Annotated in this window: 17 protein-coding genes; 7 read left to right on the plus strand and 10 right to left on the minus strand. The window is 64.1% G+C overall.

The window, feature by feature from the left end:
- The first annotated feature begins 71 nt into the window (after nucleotides 1–71).
- From ACO08C_RS03270 to ACO08C_RS03280, 3 genes are all read left to right on the plus strand, one after another.
- Entirely contained in the window at nucleotides 72–932 is an 861-nt protein-coding gene (locus ACO08C_RS03270) for a 50S ribosomal protein L11 methyltransferase (RefSeq protein WP_421787517.1), read from the plus strand.
- Between the two features lie 1,190 nt (nucleotides 933–2,122).
- A complete protein-coding gene (locus ACO08C_RS03275; RefSeq protein WP_421787519.1) occupies nucleotides 2,123–2,452 on the plus strand; it encodes an ArsR/SmtB family transcription factor in 330 nt (109 codons plus the stop codon).
- Nucleotides 2,453–2,463: 11 nt separating this feature from the next.
- Nucleotides 2,464–2,898 (plus strand): ArsI/CadI family heavy metal resistance metalloenzyme, encoded by a 435-nt coding sequence (locus ACO08C_RS03280; RefSeq protein ID WP_421787521.1) that lies wholly within the window; start codon nucleotides 2,464–2,466, stop codon nucleotides 2,896–2,898.
- A 225-nt stretch (nucleotides 2,899–3,123) separates the two neighbouring features.
- Here the strand turns inward: ACO08C_RS03280 and ACO08C_RS03285 are convergent, their stop codons facing one another.
- Complete coding sequence (locus ACO08C_RS03285) at nucleotides 3,124–3,282, minus strand: hypothetical protein (RefSeq protein ID WP_421787523.1); 159 nt, start codon at nucleotides 3,280–3,282, stop codon at nucleotides 3,124–3,126.
- Between the two features lie 138 nt (nucleotides 3,283–3,420).
- Between ACO08C_RS03285 and ACO08C_RS03290 the strand changes: the two genes are divergently transcribed.
- The 3 genes from ACO08C_RS03290 to ACO08C_RS03300 all read left to right on the plus strand — a co-directional run bounded on the left by ACO08C_RS03290 (nucleotide 3,421) and on the right by ACO08C_RS03300 (nucleotide 6,229).
- On the plus strand, nucleotides 3,421–5,259 hold the full coding sequence (locus ACO08C_RS03290; protein WP_421787525.1) for an aminopeptidase P family protein: 1,839 nt from the start codon (nucleotides 3,421–3,423) through the stop codon (nucleotides 5,257–5,259).
- Complete coding sequence (locus ACO08C_RS03295) at nucleotides 5,259–5,795, plus strand: hypothetical protein (RefSeq protein ID WP_421787527.1); 537 nt, start codon at nucleotides 5,259–5,261, stop codon at nucleotides 5,793–5,795. Before ACO08C_RS03290 ends, ACO08C_RS03295 begins: the two co-directional genes overlap by 1 nt.
- A 92-nt stretch (nucleotides 5,796–5,887) precedes the next feature.
- Nucleotides 5,888–6,229 (plus strand): endonuclease domain-containing protein, encoded by a 342-nt coding sequence (locus ACO08C_RS03300; protein WP_421787529.1) that lies wholly within the window; start codon nucleotides 5,888–5,890, stop codon nucleotides 6,227–6,229.
- Between the two features lie 287 nt (nucleotides 6,230–6,516).
- On the opposite strand, the gene ligA is transcribed toward ACO08C_RS03300, so the two are convergent.
- Nucleotides 6,517–8,625, minus strand: a complete 2,109-nt coding sequence (gene ligA / locus ACO08C_RS03305; RefSeq protein WP_421787531.1) for an NAD-dependent DNA ligase LigA — start codon at nucleotides 8,623–8,625, stop codon at nucleotides 6,517–6,519.
- An 87-nt stretch (nucleotides 8,626–8,712) separates the two neighbouring features.
- Between ligA and ACO08C_RS03310 the strand changes: the two genes are divergently transcribed.
- Entirely contained in the window at nucleotides 8,713–10,239 is a 1,527-nt protein-coding gene (locus ACO08C_RS03310; RefSeq protein ID WP_421787533.1) for a M20/M25/M40 family metallo-hydrolase, read from the plus strand.
- On the opposite strand, the gene recN is transcribed toward ACO08C_RS03310, so the two are convergent.
- The 8 genes from recN to murB form a co-directional block, all read right to left on the minus strand.
- Nucleotides 10,236–11,936, minus strand: a complete 1,701-nt coding sequence (gene recN / locus ACO08C_RS03315) for a DNA repair protein RecN (RefSeq protein WP_421787535.1) — start codon at nucleotides 11,934–11,936, stop codon at nucleotides 10,236–10,238. The two genes, ACO08C_RS03310 and recN, sit on opposite strands and share 4 nt — an antisense overlap.
- An 11-nt stretch (nucleotides 11,937–11,947) precedes the next feature.
- On the minus strand, nucleotides 11,948–12,784 hold the full coding sequence (locus ACO08C_RS03320; protein ID WP_421787537.1) for an outer membrane protein assembly factor BamD: 837 nt from the start codon (nucleotides 12,782–12,784) through the stop codon (nucleotides 11,948–11,950).
- A 91-nt stretch (nucleotides 12,785–12,875) separates the two neighbouring features.
- The gene (lpxC, locus tag ACO08C_RS03325) at nucleotides 12,876–13,775 is read right to left on the minus strand and encodes a UDP-3-O-acyl-N-acetylglucosamine deacetylase (RefSeq protein ID WP_421787538.1); all 900 of its coding nucleotides are present in this window, start codon (nucleotides 13,773–13,775) and stop codon (nucleotides 12,876–12,878) included.
- 142 nt (nucleotides 13,776–13,917) lie between these two features.
- Nucleotides 13,918–15,480 (minus strand): cell division protein FtsZ, encoded by a 1,563-nt coding sequence (gene ftsZ / locus ACO08C_RS03330; RefSeq protein ID WP_421787540.1) that lies wholly within the window; start codon nucleotides 15,478–15,480, stop codon nucleotides 13,918–13,920.
- 107 nt (nucleotides 15,481–15,587) lie between these two features.
- Nucleotides 15,588–16,901 (minus strand): cell division protein FtsA, encoded by a 1,314-nt coding sequence (gene ftsA / locus ACO08C_RS03335; protein WP_421787541.1) that lies wholly within the window; start codon nucleotides 16,899–16,901, stop codon nucleotides 15,588–15,590.
- Nucleotides 16,898–17,812, minus strand: coding sequence for a cell division protein FtsQ/DivIB (locus ACO08C_RS03340; RefSeq protein ID WP_421787543.1), 915 nt, complete (start codon nucleotides 17,810–17,812; stop codon nucleotides 16,898–16,900). Before ACO08C_RS03340 ends, ftsA begins: the two co-directional genes overlap by 4 nt.
- Nucleotides 17,800–18,714, minus strand: coding sequence for a D-alanine--D-alanine ligase (locus ACO08C_RS03345; protein WP_421787545.1), 915 nt, complete (start codon nucleotides 18,712–18,714; stop codon nucleotides 17,800–17,802). The genes ACO08C_RS03340 and ACO08C_RS03345 overlap by 13 nt, the downstream gene beginning before the upstream one ends.
- Nucleotides 18,711–19,634, minus strand: coding sequence for a UDP-N-acetylmuramate dehydrogenase (gene murB / locus ACO08C_RS03350; RefSeq protein ID WP_421787547.1), 924 nt, complete (start codon nucleotides 19,632–19,634; stop codon nucleotides 18,711–18,713). The genes ACO08C_RS03345 and murB overlap by 4 nt, the downstream gene beginning before the upstream one ends.
- Nucleotides 19,635–19,713: the final 79 nt, after the last annotated feature.

The raw sequence follows: 19,713 nt of genomic DNA on the forward strand, positions 1-19,713 counted from the left end.
CTCCACCCCTCCCGCCGCTTCGCGGCACCCTCCCCGTCAAGGGGAGGGATGAGGTTCAGCGAGGTTTTGACGTGACCCTCTGGAAACTTGTCTTCACCGGGCCGATGGGGCCGCTCTATCGCGCCGCCGAGCGGCTGGGCAATGCCAATGATGACGCCCTTTCCGTCACTGTTTTCGAGAACGATACCGACGAGACGCAGGGCTGGCTGGAAGCGCTGTACGAGGTCGAGCCGGACGCGGAGACCGTCCGCCAAACCGCCGGGCTCGGCAAGGACCATGACGCCCGCTGCGAGCCCCTGCCCGAGGAAGACTGGGTGACGCTGTCGCAAATGGGCTTGCCGCCGGTGATCGCCGGGCGCTTTGCCTTGCACGGCAGCCATGACGAGCCGCCCGAAGGCAAGATTGCGTTGTTGATCGAGGCCGGACCGGCCTTCGGCACCGGGCATCACGGCACGACGCGCGGCTGCCTCGAAGCCTTCGACCAATTGCTCGAAAACGGGTTCGCACCGGCGAGCGTGCTTGATCTCGGCACCGGCACCGGGGCGCTGGCGATCGCCGCCCGAAAGGCACTGCCGCTGGCCGATATCCTGGCTACGGATATCGATCCCGACGCGGTCGCCGAGAGCGAGCGCAATGCCAGAAAGAATGACGCGGAGGGCATCGATTTCTGCACCGCAGACGGGTTCGATCATATCAAGCTCACCGCACGCCAGTTCGATCTGATCTTTGCCAATATCCTCGCCCGGCCGCTGATCGATCTGGCGCCGCGGATCGCGCAGGCGATGCACAAGGACAGCGTCGCCATACTGTCGGGCCTGATGGAGCATCAGGCCGATGCGGTGACGGCCGCCTATCTCGCACTGGGCATGATCGTCGAGCGCCGCGATCCGATCGAGGATTGGTCAACGCTGGTGGTGCGGTGGGGGCGGTAGAGTGTTTTCTCCCCCCGTTCACGGGGGGAGTGTCGCGCAGCGACGAGGGGGGCATTTCCGTCAGCGCCTGCCCCCTCCGCCTTTCGCTTCGCTCAAGCCACCTCCCCCGTGAACGGGGGAGGAAAAGCTGCCGCATCCTTCCGCGTTTCACCCCCTTATCCACGCCCCCACCGCAGCGCCTATACTCCGCTCTCCTTGTCCCCGGCAGAGAGGCGGGCTGCAGCCGTCTGTGACCCTCGGGGATGAGGGGGATGCCTCGAGTGGGACGGGCTAACGATCCGGACCATGAAAGAGCGGCTGGTGGTGCGACAGGGTCGAAAACGGCCCTGGCCGGGCAACGCCTGCAGGATTGATGCGCCGACAGGTTCCGGATGGAGACCCCATTGCTGTCTTTGACGTCCGGAAAACCGGCAGCGTACCGGGCCCCGCCCGACAGTCCGGCCGGTTGGACAAAATGCCGGTGTGCCTAAAGACGGCCCGGACAGCTGGTCAAAACATCCCGCGCGGGAGGCTTTTGCGAGCCCCCCAAGAACAGACACGCTTTCAATATCCGGTTCGCGAACCTGCCTCCCGCGCGCCTCTCTTGTTTACTATGCCCCGCGGCGCTGCCGGCGGGGGTGTCAGGCGTGGTTCCTCGATCGTCATTCCGGACGGCACGAAGTGTCGATCCGGGACCCATTCCGGACCGCAAGAGTTTCGGCATGGGTCCCGGGTTCGCGCCTGCGGCGCGCCCCGGGATGACGAATGGAAGCTTTTGTTTTGCTCTACTCGCTACCCGCTCAGCCCCCTCACCCTCGAAACCGGATCGCTGATCCGGTTTCTCTGCCCTCTCCCCGCCAGCGGGGAGAGGGGAATGGCGACCGATCCGGGACCCCTTCCGGGCCGATTCTTTCACAGCATGGGTCCCGGGTTCATGCCTTTGGCGTGCCCCGGGATGACGCGATGAATTTTCTTGCGAGGAAGCGCTTCCCCTCCCCTCGATGGGGAGGGAAGACGGCGCAGCCGTCAAGGTGGGGTGAACTGGCAATAGCCACGCCAATCATCCCCCCACCCCTACCCCTCCCCACCAGGGGGAGGGGAAAGATGTGGTATCCGTCGCGGCTTGCTCCCCCTTTCTCCGCGCGCCTGCCGCCCGTCACATTTCTCCCCTCCTCTTGACTCACGCCCTTCATATCGATATTTCTCGATACATGGATAAAATAAATGCTCTCGGTGCCTTGGGCGCGCTGGCTCAGGAATCGCGGCTGGATGTGTTCCGGCTGCTGGTGAAGGCCGGCGACAATGGCTTGCCTGCAGGTGAAATCGCCGCGCATCTCAATGTCCGCCAGAACACGATGTCGACGCATCTCGGCATTCTGACGCGCGCCGGGCTGATCCGCCGCCGGCGGGAGGGCAGGGTCATCCGCTATGCGGCCGATTTCAACGGCATGCGGGGACTTATCGGATTTTTGATGCGCGATTGCTGCGGCGGGGTGCCGGAGATCGTCCGGCCACTCGCTGAGGATTTTTCCAACGCCTGAAGGAGGCTGCGATGAAACGCTTTCACGTCAATCTGACCGTCAAGGACATCGACAAGTCCGTGGCCTTCTACAATGAATTGTTCGCCGCCGAGCCCGTCATTCGCAAGGACGATTATGCGAAATGGATGCTGGACGATCCATTCGTGAATTTCTCGGTCTCGACGAAGGGGACCGTAGCGGGAGTTGATCATGTCGGCATAGAGGCCAGCAGCGAGGACGAGCTCGCCCTGATCCGCGAACGCCTGGTGAAGGCCGACAGCCCGATCTTCGATCAGGAGGCAGTCAATTGCTGCTATGCGGAGTCGAAGAAGGCGTGGATCCGCGACCCCGACGGGGTGGCCTGGGAGACTTTCCACACCACCGGCCAGACCACGAATTACGGGGACGGTGTTACGCCGGAACGGGCGCATTTCGCCGAGGCGCCGGCGGAGCGGTGTTGCGGGTGATTTTTGCGATGTATGAGGCCCGGCCTAAGCTGAGCCGCTCGGTCCAAAGTCGAATGAGAATCTCGAAGGTGCGTCATCCCCTCCCCTTGATGGGGAGGGTCGGCGATCCGTCAGGATCGGCGGGGTGGGGTGAATGAGGTCGCGATCCGCTGAATATCCCCCCACCCCTACCCCTCCCCACCAGGGGGAGGGGAAAGAGGATGATCCGCAAAGATGGATTGAACCCTACCGCTTGCGGCCCTTGATGCCGGACGCGTCGAGGAAGGCGTTGACATCGGTGGTCGCGGCACGACGGCGGATGCCGGTGCGGTTGCGGGTGCGGTCGAGATGGTGACTCATGGCGTCGCCGCCATTGAGCGCGAAAAGCCAATTGGTGGAAGACATGGGCAAACTCCTTGTGTGGCCCGCAGATGCGCCCGGGCGGCCGCGTTGAGAAGCGCGGAAAATTCAATCCGGCTTTCCGCTTTTGCATAGCAGACACACGCATTGAAAGGCGCCGCGCTGCGGCGTAGTTTCCGCGCCATGACCCATTACAGACCCCAATCTTTCGAGGTGAAGGGCGGCCCGCAATGGGGCCGGGACCACCTCCCCCTGTTGCGCGCAAAGCTGGCCGAAACCGATCTCGACGGCTTCCTCATCCCGCATGAGGACGAGTATAACAACGAATACCTGCCTGACAGGGCAGAGCGCCTTGCCTGGGCGACGGGCTTTACCGGCTCCGCCGGTGCTGCGGTTGTATTGAAAGACAAAGCCGCGGTGTTCGTCGATGGCCGCTACACCGTTCAGGGCCGGGCCCAGATCGATCCCGACCTGTTCAGCCTGGAAGATCTGACCGGCGCGGGTGTCGGTGGCTGGCTCGCCAAGAATGCCCCCAAGGGCGGCCGTATCGGTTATGATCCGAAACTGCACAGCCCGGATGCGCTCGACAAGCTGAAGCGCGGCGCCGAGAAAGCCGGGGCCGAGCTGGTGCGCGTCGACACCAATCCGATCGATGCCGCCTGGGATAATCAGCCCGAGCCGCCGATGGCGCCGCTCGTGGCGCACCCGGTGGAATTTGCCGGGGAAGATCACGCCGCCAAGCGCAGCCGGATCGGCGAGGCGATTGCCGAAGACGGGGCCGATGCCGCGGCGATCACCGCGCCGGCCTCCATTGCCTGGTTGTTCAATCTGCGCGGCGGCGATGTGATGCGGTCTCCGCTGCCGCTGGGGGCCGCGATCATCCGCAAGGACGGCACCGCGACGCTGTTTGTCGCGCCGGACAAGGTTTCCGACGAGGTCCGGTCGCATCTCGGCAATGAGGTTTCGATCCGGCCGGAAAGCGAGTTCGAGGCCGGTCTGAAAGAACTGTCGGGCCAGAAAGTCAGTGCCGATCCCGCGACCGCTTCGGCCTGGGTGTTCGACACGCTGACCGCGGCTGACGCCCAAGTGGTGCGCCGGCGCGATCCGGTGGCCCTCCCCAAGGCGATGAAGAATGAGGCCGAGCTGAAGGGCGCCGCAGCGGCCCATATCCGGGACGGCGCCGCACTCGTCCGCTTCCTGCACTGGCTCGACACCGATGCGCAGTCCGGCGAAGTCGACGAGATCACGGCCGCGCAAAAGCTCGCGGGCTTCCGCGATCAGATCCCCGAATTGCGGGACTTCTCCTTCGATACGATTTCCGGATACGGCGCCAATGGCGCCCTGCCCCATTACCGGGTTTCGGAAGCGTCCAATCTCAAGCTGACGCCGGGCTCGCTCTATCTGGTCGATAGTGGCGGTCAGTATCCGGATGGTACCACAGATGTGACCCGTACCGTGCCGATCGGCGAACCGACCGCGGAGATGCGCGACCGGTTCACGCGGGTGCTGAAAGGTCATATCGCGCTGGCGCTCGCCCGCTTTCCGAAAGGCACGACCGGCGGCCAGCTCGACATTCTCGCGCGCCTGCCGCTTTACATGGCGGGGCTGGATTACGGCCATGGCACGGGCCATGGCGTCGGCAGCTTCCTTGGCGTGCATGAAGGGCCCCAGCGGATCGCCAAGGCGGGCTCGGACGAACCCCTGCAGCCGGGCATGATCTGCTCGAATGAGCCGGGCTATTACAAGGAAAACGAATACGGAATCCGGATCGAGAATCTGATCTATGTGACCGAGCCCGAAGACATCGAGGATGGCGACATCCCCATGATGGGCTTTGAAAACCTGACCTGGGCCCCGATCCACAAAGCCCTAGTCGACGTCCATCTGTTGACGCCGGAAGAACTGGCGTGGCTGGACGCCTATCACGCCGGAGTGCGCGAACATGTGCTCCCGCTGGTCGACGGTGAGGTCGCAAGCTGGCTGATCCGTGCGTGTGAACCCGTTTCGGGATCCACGCCCTGATGCGGCTGATCGGCGTCATCGCGCTCGCCGCGATGGCGGCCGGCTGCTTCTATTCGGAAGACGAGCTGATCTCCCGCCGTCTGGCAGGAGAACCCTTCGAAACGGGATATTACGTTCACGCACCGGTCGATCCCGAGACCGGCGAGGAATGGGGCGGCGCGACCTGGGAAGGCGAGATTCGCAAGGGCCACCAGCGCCGCTATTATTCCCGCGTCGAGGATTTCCCGCACAATAATGCGCGCTTCCGGTCAATGGGCGGATCGGTCTGGCTGGCACAAGTGCCGGCGCGCGACGGGCCGGAGGCCTATTCCTTCGGCCTCTTGTGGGTCTATGAGGGCGATGTCATCGCCTATCACATTCCCGATTGTACGGTACTGGCCGAGGCGGCGCGCGACGAGCTGGCGCTGTCCCCCGATGGCGAGGGCCTGTGCGTTGTCGACGATCTCGGCACGCTGGAAAGCGCGATGAGCGCCTATCTTGCCCAGTTCGAGGGCGAAGAGATGCGCATTGACGGGATTTACCGGCGGGTGGATTAATCTCAACCTCAACGATTAATTCCCTCGCCCCCTTCAGGGGGAGAGGGTCGGGTGAGGGGGTGCGACATCGCCACCGAGACCGCGCCCGGAAATTGAGACGCGAGCAGACCAATGCCGAAGGCAAGCTATGGTATCTGCTGCGCAATCGTCGGCTCGCGGGTTTCAAGTTCAAACGGCAGTTTCCTATCGGGCCGGACATCGCCGATTTCGCCTGCGCGGAGCTCATGCTGATTATCGAAGCCGATGGCGGCCAGCATGCGGACCGTCAGGCCTATGACGAACGGCGAACGCTGGCCTTAGAGGCCGATGGCTGGCGCGTTCTGCGGTTCTGGAACGATGACATTCTGACCAATATCGAGGGCGTGACGGAGACTCTCCTCGGAGCGGTGCGCTATCTGGAAAAGATCCCCTCACCCTCGAAACCAGATCGCTGATCCGGTTTCTCTTCCCTCTCCCCGCGAACGGGGAGAGGGGAAGGCGGCGGGATTCTGCGAACACAATTCGCCTTTCATGCCTTGCCGGGATTGTTTTCGGCGCCGCGCTTTCCCCTTCCAACGGAGGGAATTGCAATAGTTGCACTCAATTCAACTTATCCCGGCGGAAGCGCTGCACTATCTGGAAAAGATCCCCTCACCCTCGAAAGCGGATCGCTGATCCGGTTCCTCTGTCCTCTCCCCGCCTGCGGGGAGAGGGAAATGAGAGCAGCGGGCGCGGCTCTCCCCTACCCGCCGATCAGGTCGAACCACTCGTCCTCGGTGAGAGTCTGGATGCCGAGATCGGCCGCCTTTTTCAGCTTGGACCCGGCGCCGGGACCGGCCACGAGGATATCGGTTTTGCCGGACACCGAGCCCGACACCTTGGCGCCCAATGACTGTGCCCTCGCCTTGGCCTCGTCGCGGGTCATGCGTTCCAGCGAACCGGTGAACACGATGGTCTTGCCGGCGACCGGGCTGTCGCTGGACACCGCCTCGGCATCTTCGATCGTGATCTGATCTTCGAGCCGCTGCAGGAGTTCGAGATTGTGGGGCTCGGCAAAATAGCGGCCAATGGCATCGGCCGCCGTTTCTCCGACCCCGTCGATTGCCAGCAATCCGTCGCGCGCCTCACCGTCCGCGGAGGCCGCCATGGCTGCGGCTTTGAATCCGTCCCAGCTGGTGTAGGCGTGGGCCAGTAACCGCGCCGTCCCCTCGCCCACATGCCGGATGCCAAGTGCATTGAGAAAACGGGCTAGGCCAATCGTGCGGCGTTCCTCGATGGCGGCGAAAAGATTGCGCACCGAGGTTTCGCCCCAGCCCTCGCGCTCCTGCAAGGGTGGGGTCAGCCGGCCTTCGGCGTTGCGAACTGCCAGTGTGAAGATATCCGCCGGCTCGCGGATTTCGCCATCCTCGAAGAAGGCCTCGATCTGCTTGGTGCCGAGGCCCTCAATGTCGAAGGCCTGGCGCGAGACGAAATGCTTCAGATGTTCCTTTTTCTGGAAGGGACAGGCGAGCTCACCGGTGCAGCGGCGGACGGCATCCATCTTGCCGGTCCGCTCATTCATCTCCCGCGCTGTCGGCGTTCTCAGCGGACAGGGACAAACGTCCAGCGGTTTGAATTCGACCGCATCGTGCGGCCGATTCTCCTTCAGCACTTCGACGACCTGCGGAATGACATCGCCGGCGCGCTGGATCACCACCGTGTCGCCGATGCGGATGTCCTTGCGCGCGATCTCGTCCTCATTGTGCAGGGTCGCATTGGAGACGACGACGCCGCCGACGGTGACCGGTTCGAGCTTGGCAACCGGCGTCAGCGCGCCGGTGCGGCCGACCTGGATCTCGATATCGTTGAGGCGCGTCGTGGCCCGTTCGGCGGGGAATTTGTGGGCAATCGCCCAGCGCGGCGCGCGCGACACCTGGCCGAGGCGCTCCTGATAGTCGAGCCGGTCGACCTTGTAGACCACCCCGTCAATATCATAGCCAAGATCGGCGCGTTTCTTCTCGATCCCTCGATATGTTTCGAGCAAGGCTTCCAGACCATCCGAGCGGATCATGTCCGGATTGATATCGAAGCCGAATTTGCCGAGGCGCTGAACGGCATCGTATTGCGTGCCGGCCAGCGGTTCGCTCAATTCGCCCCAGGCATAGGCATAGAATTTGAGCGCGCGCTCGGCGGTCACGCTGGCATCGATTTGGCGCAGGGAGCCAGCCGCGGCGTTGCGGGGATTTTTGTATTCCGGCTTGCCGATCTCGCGCTGACGGTCATTGAGGGCCGCGAAGTCGGCATGGCTCATATAAACCTCGCCGCGCACCTCCAGCACGTCGGGAACATCGCCTTGAATACGGTGCGGGATGCCGCCGATCGTCTTCAGATTAGCCGTGACATTTTCGCCGGTCTCGCCATCGCCGCGCGTCGCACCGAGGACCAGCACGCCTTTTTCATAGCGCAGGCTGGCCGACAAGCCGTCGATCTTGGGTTCGGCCGTGAAGGCGACGCTGTTCTCGTCGCCGAGACCGAGAAAGCGGCGAACGCGCTGGATGAAGTCCGCAACATCCTCGTCATTGAAGGCATTGCCGAGCGACAGCATTGGCTTTGCATGACGCACCTCGCCGAACTTGCCGGAGGGCGCGGCGCCAACGGTCCGAGTCGGGCTGTCCTCCGCCGCCAGGCCGGGAAAGCGCGCTTCGATCGCTTCGAGGCGGTGGCGCAGCGCATCATAGGCGGCATCGGAAATCTTCGGCGTATCGTGCTGATAATAAGCTTGGTCGTGTTTGCGGATTTCGCGCGCGAGCCGCCCGTGTTCGGCCGACGCCTCGTCCGGCGACAAGTCCTCGACATCCTTGAGCGCGCTCATTTTCCAGCCTCACGAAGAATCCATTTGGGGAATTGTGGTGCGCGGCTAGGTTCGGGGCAAGCTGATCGTCACCGGGGAGAGGTTCACATGCTGTATCGACTGGCCGCCACGCTGTTATTGGCTGCGCCGGCCTTTGCTCAGACGCCGGTCACAGAGGCGGCGCGCGCCTATCGCGAAGCGCATGAAGCGGCCATTCTCGCCGAGACAATGGATTTCCTGCGTCTGCCCAATGTCGCCGCCAACCGCGACGATATCCTCGCCAATGCGCGGCACATCATCGGCCTGATGGAAGCCCGCGGCATAGACGGACGGATCCTGGAAGCCGGTGACGCCTCGCCGGCCGTCTATGGCGAGCTCAACGTGCCGGGCGCCACGCGCACGCTGATGCTCTACACCCATTATGACGGCCAGCCGGTCGAGCCCGAGAACTGGACGAGCGATCCGTTCGATCCGGTTGTCCGGGCTGGACGGCTGGAAGACGGGGCCGCGATCCTCGACGATCCGCTGGCGGGCGACATCGATCCGGACTGGCGCATCTATGCGCGCTCTGCAAGCGACGACAAATCCCCTTTCATCGCCATGCTTCGGGCGATCGATGCGCTGCGCGCGGCGGGGCTGGGGCCGAACGTCAATATCCGCTTTTTCCTGGAAGGCGAGGAGGAAGCCGGCTCACCCCATCTGCGTGCGTTGCTCGAAGCACATCGTGATCTTCTGGAGGCCGATCTCTGGCTGATCGCCGACGGGCCGATCGACACGCGGGGCGATCCGCGCGTTCTGCTCGGCGTGCGGGGTGTGACCTCGATGCAGCTCACCGTACACGGCGCTTCTCGTGTGCTGCACAGTGGGCATTACGGCAATGTGGCGCCCAACCCGGCGGCAAGGCTGGCGCTTCTGATCGCCTCCATGCGCGATGAGACCGGCCGAGTGCTGATCGACGGTTTCTATGACGATGCCCTGCCGATCTCGAACGTGGCCCGGAGCTATCTCGAGGCCGGCGCGTTCGATGAAGCCAGCTTGCTGGCCGAACCCGGTATCGCCCGCACGGAATGGGGTCCCGGCGCGCTCTATGGCGAAGCGGTCATGGTGCCGGCACTGAACGTGCTGGGTCTCGATGCCGGGGCGACAGGTCCAGCCACGCGCAACGCGATTCCGGACCGCGCGACTGCTGCCATCGGCTTCCGCGTCGTGCCGGGCATGTCGCTCGACTGGCTGCGGGCGCGCGTTCGTGCTCATGTTGAAAACCAGGGCTATGTCGTGCTTGATCGTGTGCCGACGGATGAAGAGCGCCTGCAACACCCGATGATCGCCGAACTGCACTGGTCACCGGCGGGCTATGAAGCCGCCAGCACGGAGGCCGGTCATCCGCTGATCGGACACCTCGTCTCCATCGTCGATACGGCCAGCGAGCGACCGGTCCGGGTTGTGCCTTTGCTCGGCGGCAGCCTGCCCCTCGCCCCGATTTCCGAGGTTACCGGAACGCCCTTCGCCATCGTGCCGATCGTCAATCCGGACAATTCGCAGCATGCGCCGAACGAAAACCTGCGGATCGGGCATCTGTGGGACGGGATCGAGCTTTACGCGGCGATCCTCGCCGATGACTGGGAGGGCGACTAGGCGCTCATCAACTCGTCCGCCTGGGCCCGGGCGGCCTCGGTGACATTCTCGCCCGACAGCATCCGGGCGATTTCCTCGCGCCGGTCAGAGCCGGTCAGCGCGCGAAGGGTCGTACGGACGCGGTCCTCGCCATCCTCGGTCTTCTCGATTTTCCAGTGATGGTCGGCCATCGCCGCAACCTGCGGCGAGTGAGTCACGACCAGCGTTTGTCCGGTTTGCGCCAACCGTTTGAGCCGCTTGCCCACGGCCGCGGCCACAGCGCCACCGACGCCCTGATCGACCTCGTCGAAAATCAGCGTCAGCCCTTCCTCGCCGGCCGACAGGCTGACCTTGATGGCCAGAGCAAACCGCGACAGCTCGCCACCAGAGGCGATCTTGTCTAGCGGGCCAAAGGGCGTGCCGGGATTGGTCATCACCTCGAACGCCACCCTGTCGCGGCCTTGCGCCCCGGCGCGCTCCCTGTCCGTCTCGATCGCAACCCGGAACCGAGCCTTTTCGAGTTTCAGGGGCGGCAGTTCAGCCATCACCGCATCGGCCAGCGCCTTTGCACCCTTCATCCGCGATTTCGTCAGGCTGTCGGCCGCATTATCGTATTCGGCTTGCGCCGCGGCCACGGCTTTCTCGGCTTCGCGCACGCGGTCTTCGGCGGATTCGATGGCTTCCAGCCGTTCGGCCAGCTGGTCCCGGAACTCCGGCAATTCATCCACCGTAACGTCGTGTTTTCGCGCCGCGGCGCGCAGACCGAACAGGCGCTCCTCGACGGTGTCGAGGCGGCCCGGCTCGATGTCGAACGCCTCCGCAGCATCCGCCAGGGCGTCTTCCGCCTCGGTGAATTCGATCAGCGCCCGGTCGAGGGCTCCGGCGGCCCGGTCGATCGCGGCGCGCGCCGCTCCGGCGGTTCCGGTTTCGCCTTCGCCAAGGGAGGCGCGGACTTTTTCCATGCCCCGCAACGCACCATTGAGGCGCGCCGACAGGCCACCATCAGCATCCAGCGCCTGGCGCGCCTCGTCCAGTTCGGCCAGTGCTTGCTCGGCATTTTGCAGAAACTTCCGCTCTTCGGCGAGTGCCGACTCCTCGTCGCGCACCGGGGACAGGGCGTCGAGTTCTTCCAGCGAATGGCGCAGAAAGGCTTCCTGCTCCGCCGCTGTCGCCTGCATCTCCTGCAAACCGGTCAGCCGGTCACGCGCTTCGGCGAGCTGCTTCCAAGCGCGGGAGGTGGCGTCGCGCTCGCTGCCGTTTGCGCAGAAGGTGTCGAGCAGACCACGATGGGTCTTGGGATCGAGCAGGCCCCGGCCATCATGCTGGCCATGCACCTCGACGAGGAGGTCGCCGAGTTGGCGGACAAGACCGATGCTGGCGGGCTGGTCGTTGATCCAGCCCTGGCTGCGGCCATCGGCGGTGACCCGGCGGCGCAGGATCAGCGATTCGCCCGGTTCAACCTCAATGCCCGCTTCAACAAGCAGGGCGTGAGCCGGATGATCGCCGGCGACATCGAATGTTGCCGCGGCGCGGCTTTCATCGCCGCCTGTTCCGACCTGTGTGCGATCCGCGCGCTCGCCGGCGGCCAGGCCCAGCGCGCCCAAGAGGATGGATTTGCCGGCACCGGTCTCACCGGTCAGGGCGCAGAGACCTGCAGCAAAGCCGGCGTCCAGCGCATCAATAAGAACAATGTTTCTGACCGATAAGGCTGTCAGCATGCGGCCGCCGCCTAGCCGAACAACCGGTCCACCAGGCGTTGCCAGTAGGACGGGTTCTCCGGCTGCAGGTCCGGATTGGGAATGGCAATGCCCTCTTCCGTCAGCAAGCGGTAGGTATCTTCATACCAGACGCTGCCCGGGAAATTGTAGCCGAGCACCGCCGCGACCTGGGTTGCTTCCTCGTCCACGCCCAAAGCGACGTAGGACTCGACGATCCGGTGCAGCGCCTCCGGCGTGTGGGTCGTGGTCTCGTAATCTTCGAGCACATTCCGGAACCGGTTGATCGCCGCAAGGAAGAATCCGCGGCGCAGATACCAGCGGCCGATCGACATCTCCTTGCCGGCCAGATGGTCGCGGGTCATGTCGATCTTGAGGCGCGCATCCTGCGCATAGCGCGTGTTGGGGTAACGCCGGACCACCTGTTCCAGCGCGTTCAGCGCATTCACAGTGGATTGCTGGTCGCGGCCGACATCGAGGATCTGCTCGAAATGGCTGATCGCCACAAGATAATAGGCGTAAGGCGCGCTGCGGTTACCGGGGTGCAATGCAATGAAGCGCTCGGCATCCGAAATCGCTTCTTCGTAGTTGCCCGCCTGATAGTTCGAATAGGCCGCCATCAACATGGCGCGGCGGGCCCACTCCGAATATGGGTGCTGGCGCTCGACCTCGTCGAACTGGTCGGCTGCATCGCCATAGCTGCCGTTTTCCATGCGCTCGATCGCGGCCGCATAAATGGTCTCAACCTCGCGCTCGACATAAACCGTTTCGGTGGAAATACGCCGCGACTGGCACCCCGCCAGCACGGCTAGAGCCACAAGCACAATAATCGAACGCGTCAGAAAGGTCATATCAGCTCCGCGTTAGGCCACCCGACCCGGCCAGTAATTCGAAAATCCGGTGGTGTTGTAACGCAAGCAATAGGGACTTGAAAGCGCCGCGTCAGCCTTCGACTGATGCCGCTTCCCGCGCATCGTTGGCATCGGCGTAAGCGACCATTTTCCAGGCGCTCTGGTCAGCCAGAAGCGCCCGGACGGCTGCGACGTTCAGCGCGTGGCCCGGCTGATGCGCGAAATAGCGGCCGAAGATCGGCGCGCCGGCCAGCGACAAATCGCCCAGAGCATCGAGCGCCTTGTGGCGCGCAAATTCATCCGCGAATCGCAGGCCTTCCGGATTGGCGATGCCGGAATCATCGATGACGACCGCATTGTCCATGGACCCGCCCAGCGCCAGCCCTGCGGCATGCATGGCTTCGACATCCTTGCGGAAACCAAAGGTCCGCGCTGACGCCACATCCTCGGAGAAAATCCGGTCGGAGATATCGAATGCGTAGCGCTGGCGGCCGACGGTCGGATGCGGAAATGAAATCTCGACATCAATGGCCGGCTTGAGCGAGGGCAGGAAGGTTGCCGTCCGGCCCTGCATCTCCAGCGAGACCGGCTTGAGCACGCGGATGACCCGCAGCGGAGCTGCCGTCTCTTTCAAACCGGCCTGACGGATCAGATCGACAAACGGTGCAGCCGAGCCATCCATGGCCGGTGTTTCCGGGCCGTCGATTTCGATCACCGCGTCATCGACGCCCAGGCCGGCGAGAGCGGACATGAGGTGCTCGACCGTCGCGACGCTGGCGCCGGCTTCGTTGGCTATGGTCGTGCCGAGGCGAACCGTCGTGACATTCTCGACACGCGCCGCAATCCGGTTGTCACCGTCCAGATCGGTGCGGACGAAATGGATGCCCGAACCCGGCGTGGCCGGTTTCAGCACCATGCGGACGCGCATTCCGGAATGCAGGCCGATGCCGGCACAAACCGAAACGCCTGCCAATGTCTTGCGGTTGCTCACGCCCACACACCCATAATCGCTTATCGAGCCCCTTAGGTCACACGCTTCGCTTGCGTATGATCGCCGAGCTATCCATAGCGGAAGGGCTGTGGGCAGCAATTAAAGCATTGTTGCGGATTGTTACCGGTCCGAAAGGTCAGCCCTAGTTGGCCTGACGACGCAGGAAGGCCGGAATTTCCAGATCGGAGTCATCGCCGTCCTCGCCAAACAGGTCTCCCGTCGCCTGGCGCGGCTTCTCCTGTTCGATGTCGTTCCGCCGCGGCGCGGTTTTCGGGACGGGTGCCATGGGCCGTTTCCGGCGGCCGAACAGGGAAAAGGCCGACTTGCGATCCTCCCCGGCCTCGTCCGAATCCTGAATCTCTTCGGCGGACGCGCGGCGCTCGGGTTCGCGGCGTATGCGGTCGGCTTCTGCCGCGACGCGTTCCTGATCGCGGATCACTTGCGGCCGCACATCATCATCGAAATACGGATCAGTGTTGTCGGTCTCGACCATGGGGTCGGCCGGCGGCGCAGGCTCCGGTTCGGGTTCGCGTGCAGCGGCAGGCGCCGGCTTGAATTCGGCTTTCTCGTGGTGGATCCGCTCGACCAGCGGGCCCTGACGCTCATGACCGTTTGCGACGCTACGGCCGGGGCGCTCGCCCGCGCCTTCCCGCTTCCACGGCAGAATGCCGGCATGCGGATCGACCGCCGGCGGTGCGGTCCGCGACTGGGCCCGGCGCGGGTCTGTGGCTTGCTGGCGTTCAGCATCGATACCGGTGGCGACGACCGAAACGCGGATCGTACCTTCCAGCGCCTCGTCAAACGTCGAACCGACGATGATGTTGGCATCGGGATCGACCTGGTTGCGGATTTCGTTGGCCGCCTCGTCGACCTCGTACAGGGTCATGTCATAGCCGCCGGTGATATTGATCAGGACACCGGTCGCGCCCTCCAGCGACACGTCGTCGAGCAGCGGGTTCGCGATCGCCGCATGGGCGGCCTCGGTCGCGCGCTTCTCGCCGGACGCCTCGCCGGTTCCCATCATCGCCTTGCCCATCTCGTTCATCACGGCACGAACATCGGCGAAGTCGAGATTGATGAGGCCCGGCATGACCATCAGGTCGGTGATACCGCGTACGCCCGAGTGCAGCACATCGTCCGCCATCTGGAAGGCTTCCGCGAACGTCGTCTTCTCCGTCGCGATGCGGAACAGATTCTGGTTCGGAATGACGATCAGCGTGTCGACATGCTCTTGCAGCTGCTCGATGCCATTGTCGGCAATGCGCATGCGCCGCGTGCCTTCGAAATGGAAGGGCTTGGTGACAACACCTACGGTAAGTATGCCTTGCTCGCGAGCGGCCCGCGCAATGACCGGCGCCGCACCCGTGCCGGTGCCCCCACCCATCCCGGCGGTGATGAACACCATGTGGGCCCCTGCCAAGTGCTCCATGATTTCCGGAAGCGAATCTTCGGCTGCCTGCGAACCGATTTCCGGCCGGGCGCCTGCGCCCAGTCCTTCCGTGATTGCCGCGCCCATCTGGACGCGTTTTTCCGTCTTCGATCGGGTCAGCGCCTGCGCGTCGGTATTGGCGACGGCAAAGTCGACGCCTTCAAGGGCGGACTCGATCATGTTGTTGACGGCATTGCCACCGGCACCACCCACCCCGAAGACGAGGATGCGAGGGCGAAGTTCGGTGGTTTCTGGGACGGAAATATTCAGGGGCATGGCCGCTCCGTATACCAAGCCTAAAGGTTAACACGGGATTCGAGCACAATCTCCGCTGACAGCGCTTAATCGCGGGTTAAATCCACAGAATTCTTTGCGGTTCGGGGTCAGAAACTTTCCGCCAGCCAGCGCCATACCGTCGCCGGGCGCGATGAGCCTGACATTGTGCGGCGGCGCGACCGCCCGGCGTGCAGCTTGGGCGGCCCGTAGAAAGCCTCCGCCGCGCCGCGCGTTTCCCGCAGAATAATACCGGAAACCACCGAAAAACCGGGTCCGCTGACCGCATCGCCGAGTCCGGCGACACCTTGCGGCGAAGCAAGCCGCGCCGGGCGTCCGAAAACCCGCGAGGCGAGTTCCTTGGCGCCCGGCAATTGCGCGGCCGCCCCGGTCAGCACAACCCGGTGATTTTGATCCAGCCGGCCGGTCACATCGAGCTTGTCGCGCAATAACTCGAAGGTTTCCTCGAGACGCGGACGGATAATCGAATTGAGCATGGAGCGCGGTGCCGAATTCATCCGGTCGCCTTCCCCGGTGACCGGCGGCACCTCGATCATCTGGCGGTCATCGCTGGGGCTTTCGAGCGCCGAGCCGTATAGGATCTTGATGCGCTCGGCGGAAGCGATCGGGGTTTGCAGCCCGCGGGCAAGATCGCTGGTGACGTGGCGTCCGCCGACCGGGGCGGCGCTCAACCGCGCGAGCGAGCCGTTCGAAAACACGGCGGCCGAAGTCGTCTCGGCGCCCATGTCGATCAGAGTCGCGCCCAGTTCGATCTCATCGTCGGACAAAGCCGACAGCCCGGCCGCATAGGGCGCCGCGACCACCGTGCGCAGGTCGAGATGACATCCTTCGATGCAGTTGAGCAGGTTGCGCAGCGGGCCCACGGGCGCAGTGACGATGTGCATGTTGACCGCCAGGCTGCGGCCATACATGCCACGCGGATCGCTGACCTCGTCGCGCCCATCGACCACCCAGGACACGACGATGGCGTGAAGAATGACCTCGTCAGGACGCTGATATTCGGCGATGGCCGCATCCTGTAAGCGGCGCATGTCGCGCTCGGTGATCTCGCTGCGGGCGATCGCGGATTCAAGGGTGACTCCCTCACCGCGCGCTCGCGCCGCCGTCAATGCCACGCTGACCTGGCTGACCGCAACGCCCGCCATTTTCTCGGCGCGCTGGACCGTTTCCTGGATATTTTTGCGGGCGAGATCGAGATCGACAATCACGCCGCCCTTCATGCCCCGCGCCGACTGGTGACCTACACCGATGACGCGGGGCCGCGGACCCTCAGCCGTCTGTTCGGCCTTGGAAATGAAGCAAACGGTTTTCGACGAGCCGAGATCGAGCGCGGCACAAATACCGGGACGGGAAGCCGGCCCGGGCTTGCTTTCGCCACTCCCGAACAGACCAAACAGGCTCACGCTTCGCTCTCCCCGATCCCGGCGGCGCGGGCGCGCTCGGGCAAGGCGCGGACGATCATTTCTCCCGGCTGGCGCAGATCAATGCTCTCGGCGTCGAGACGCAAAACGCCGCGTTCGGCTTGCATCGCGGTCAGCAGTGCCAGAGCCGCGCCCATTTCGGTTTCCGGAAGTTTGACATCGAGACCATTGGCGAGACGCAGATTCCAGCGGCGGTCGCCAACGCGCACCATGGCGCTGACGCGGCGGGCAATCTCGTCATGATGCTCAAGCGTTTCAATCAGGTTTTCGGCGGCGGTATTGGCGCCAAATCCCACGACCAGCGGCAGGTCGGGCCAGTCGCTGGCCCGGGCTTCGCCGAGCACCGATCCGTCGCGGTCGATCACGTGGATCTCACCCTCGACCTGCCAGAGCGCAAATTCGGAGCGCGGCTCAACGACGATGCTGATCCGGTTCGGCCAGAGCCGGATAACGGTTGCTTCCCGCACCCAGGGCAGCGCCTCGACGTCAGCGCGCGCTTGATGCGGATTAAACGCCAGCATCGACTGTCCATGAAAGGTCGAAACGGCATCGGCCACGAGGGCCGACTCGTCGGCTTCAACACCGCTCACATCGATGACGTGGACGGCCATGCCGAGGGAGGCCGTTTGGCGCTCGGCCATTCGCATGACAGACGCTCCCGCATCGTCGAGCGCGCCGAAGACGAACAGGCCGCCGATGACCAGCAGGAAGACGGCCGCGGCGAGCACCCCAACCAGGCGCACGGCATTGGCCGCGCTGTAACGCGCGCCCCGAAGCCGCGCTTCGATCCAGTTGCGAAAACGCCGCGGCGCGGACGCTGCGGCGGTCTGCTTTTTGGGTGATTTGCGCCGCGTCGGCTTTCGCCGCGCAGGAGCGCGTTTCACCTTGGACATGACGCATCCTCCGCCATCCACTGAACGAGATCGTCGAATTCGATCCCATTCCACGCCGCCTGTTCTGGGGCGAGGGATGTCGGAGTCATGCCCGGTTGGGTGTTAATTTCGAGTAACCATAGGCCACCTGAAGGTGAGTCATCATAGCGGAAATCCGAGCGCGTCAGGCCGCGACAGCCCATCGCCTCATGGGCAATCAACGCCAAACGCTGCGCTTCCGAAGCAATGGCCTCCGGAACCTTTGCCGGGATTTCATGCACGGATCCGCCGGCGGCGTATTTTGCCTCATAGTCATAAAAGCGGGTCCTGGGGATGATCTCGGTGACGCCGAGCGCCTTGTCACCCAGCACGGCAACGGTCAGCTCGCGGCCCGGAATGAACTTTTCGGCGAGCATTTCGTCGCCGAGTTGCCAATCGTCGGCGGCCAACTCAATCGGCGGGCGGTTGGACCCTTCCGGCACGATAAACACGCCGACCGAGGAGCCTTGTGCATTCGGCTTGATGACATAGGGCGGCTCGTAGACGTGCTCGCGCGCCGCGTCGAACCGGTTGACGAGCTTGCCTTCGGGGCAGCGCGCGCCAAACAACTCGAGCACGGCCTTGGCACGTTGCTTGTCCATGGCCAAGGCCGAGGCGAGCACGCCGGAATGCGTGTAGGGCGCGCCGTAATGCTCGAGAATGCCCTGGACCTTGCCGTCCTCCCCCCACTCACCGTGCAGGCCGTTGAAGACGACATCCGGCGCGGCATCCGCCAGTTGTTTGGCGAGCTCACGCGTGGGGTCGATCTCGACAACGTCCCAGCCCTTGCGGCGCAAGGCATCCGCACAGGCCTTGCCGGAGACCAGCGAGACCTGGCGTTCGGCGGACATGCCGCCAAGCAGGACCGCAATGCGCTTTGTCATGACTTAGCCCCCACACCGACGCGGCGCACTTCCCAGTGCAGATCGATCCCGGTTGCCGCCTTAATGTCGGCACGGGCGCCCTCACCGACTGCTTCAAGATCAGCCGCCGTTGCCGTGCCGTCATTGATCAGGAAATTGGCATGCTGCTCGGAAAAGCATGCGCCACCAATGGTTTTGCCGCGCCAGCCGGCCGCGTCGATCAACTTCCAAGCTTTGCGCTGGTCCGGCGTGCCCGGCGGGTCTGGATTCTTGAAGGTGGAGCCGGAGGTTTTCTCGCGGATGGGCTGGGTCTTTTCCCGGCGCGCGGTGATGTCGTCCATGCGTTCAAGGATGGCATCGGGTGTGTCAGCTGTGCCTTCGAAGACCGCCGCGGTGAAGATCCAGTCGTCCGGCGCAGCCGAGTGCCGGTAGGCGTAGCCGAGCTCTTCGGGCTGGACGATCAGACGCCGGCCCATGCGGTCCAGCGCGACCGCTTCGACCAGCACATCGCAGGTTTCTGTCCCGTAACATCCGGCATTCATGCGCAGAGCGCCACCGATCGCACCCGGAACGCCGGTAAAGAATTCGAGGCCGGCTATCCCGGCCTTGGCCGCGACTTGCGCGACCTTCTTGTCGAGCGCCGCTGCTCCGGCGCGTATCCGATTTTTGCCCATCGGCTCGACCTTGCCGAAGGGCGCGGTCAGACGCACCACCACGCCCGGCACGCCGCCATCGCGGACCAGCGTGTTCGAGCCGGCGCCGAGAATGTGAACGGGAATGTCTTCGGGAGTCTCCGCGAGGAAATGGGCCAGGTCGGTTTCGTCTGCGGGCAAAAAGAGGATTTCTGCCGGGCCGCCAACGCGCAGCCACGTCATGTCGGCGAGTGGGGCCTTCTCTATGAGCTTGCCACGAACGGCGGGAAGACGATTGATGAGGGTCATCGCCAAATCCTTTGTCCTCCCCCGTTCACGGGGGAGGTGGCAGCGAAGCTGACGGAGGCGGCGATGCCCCCCTCGCCCT

Origin of the sequence: Hyphobacterium sp., from assembly GCF_965229905.1 — a bacterium.
Classification (GTDB): domain Bacteria; phylum Pseudomonadota; class Alphaproteobacteria; order Caulobacterales; family Maricaulaceae; genus Hyphobacterium.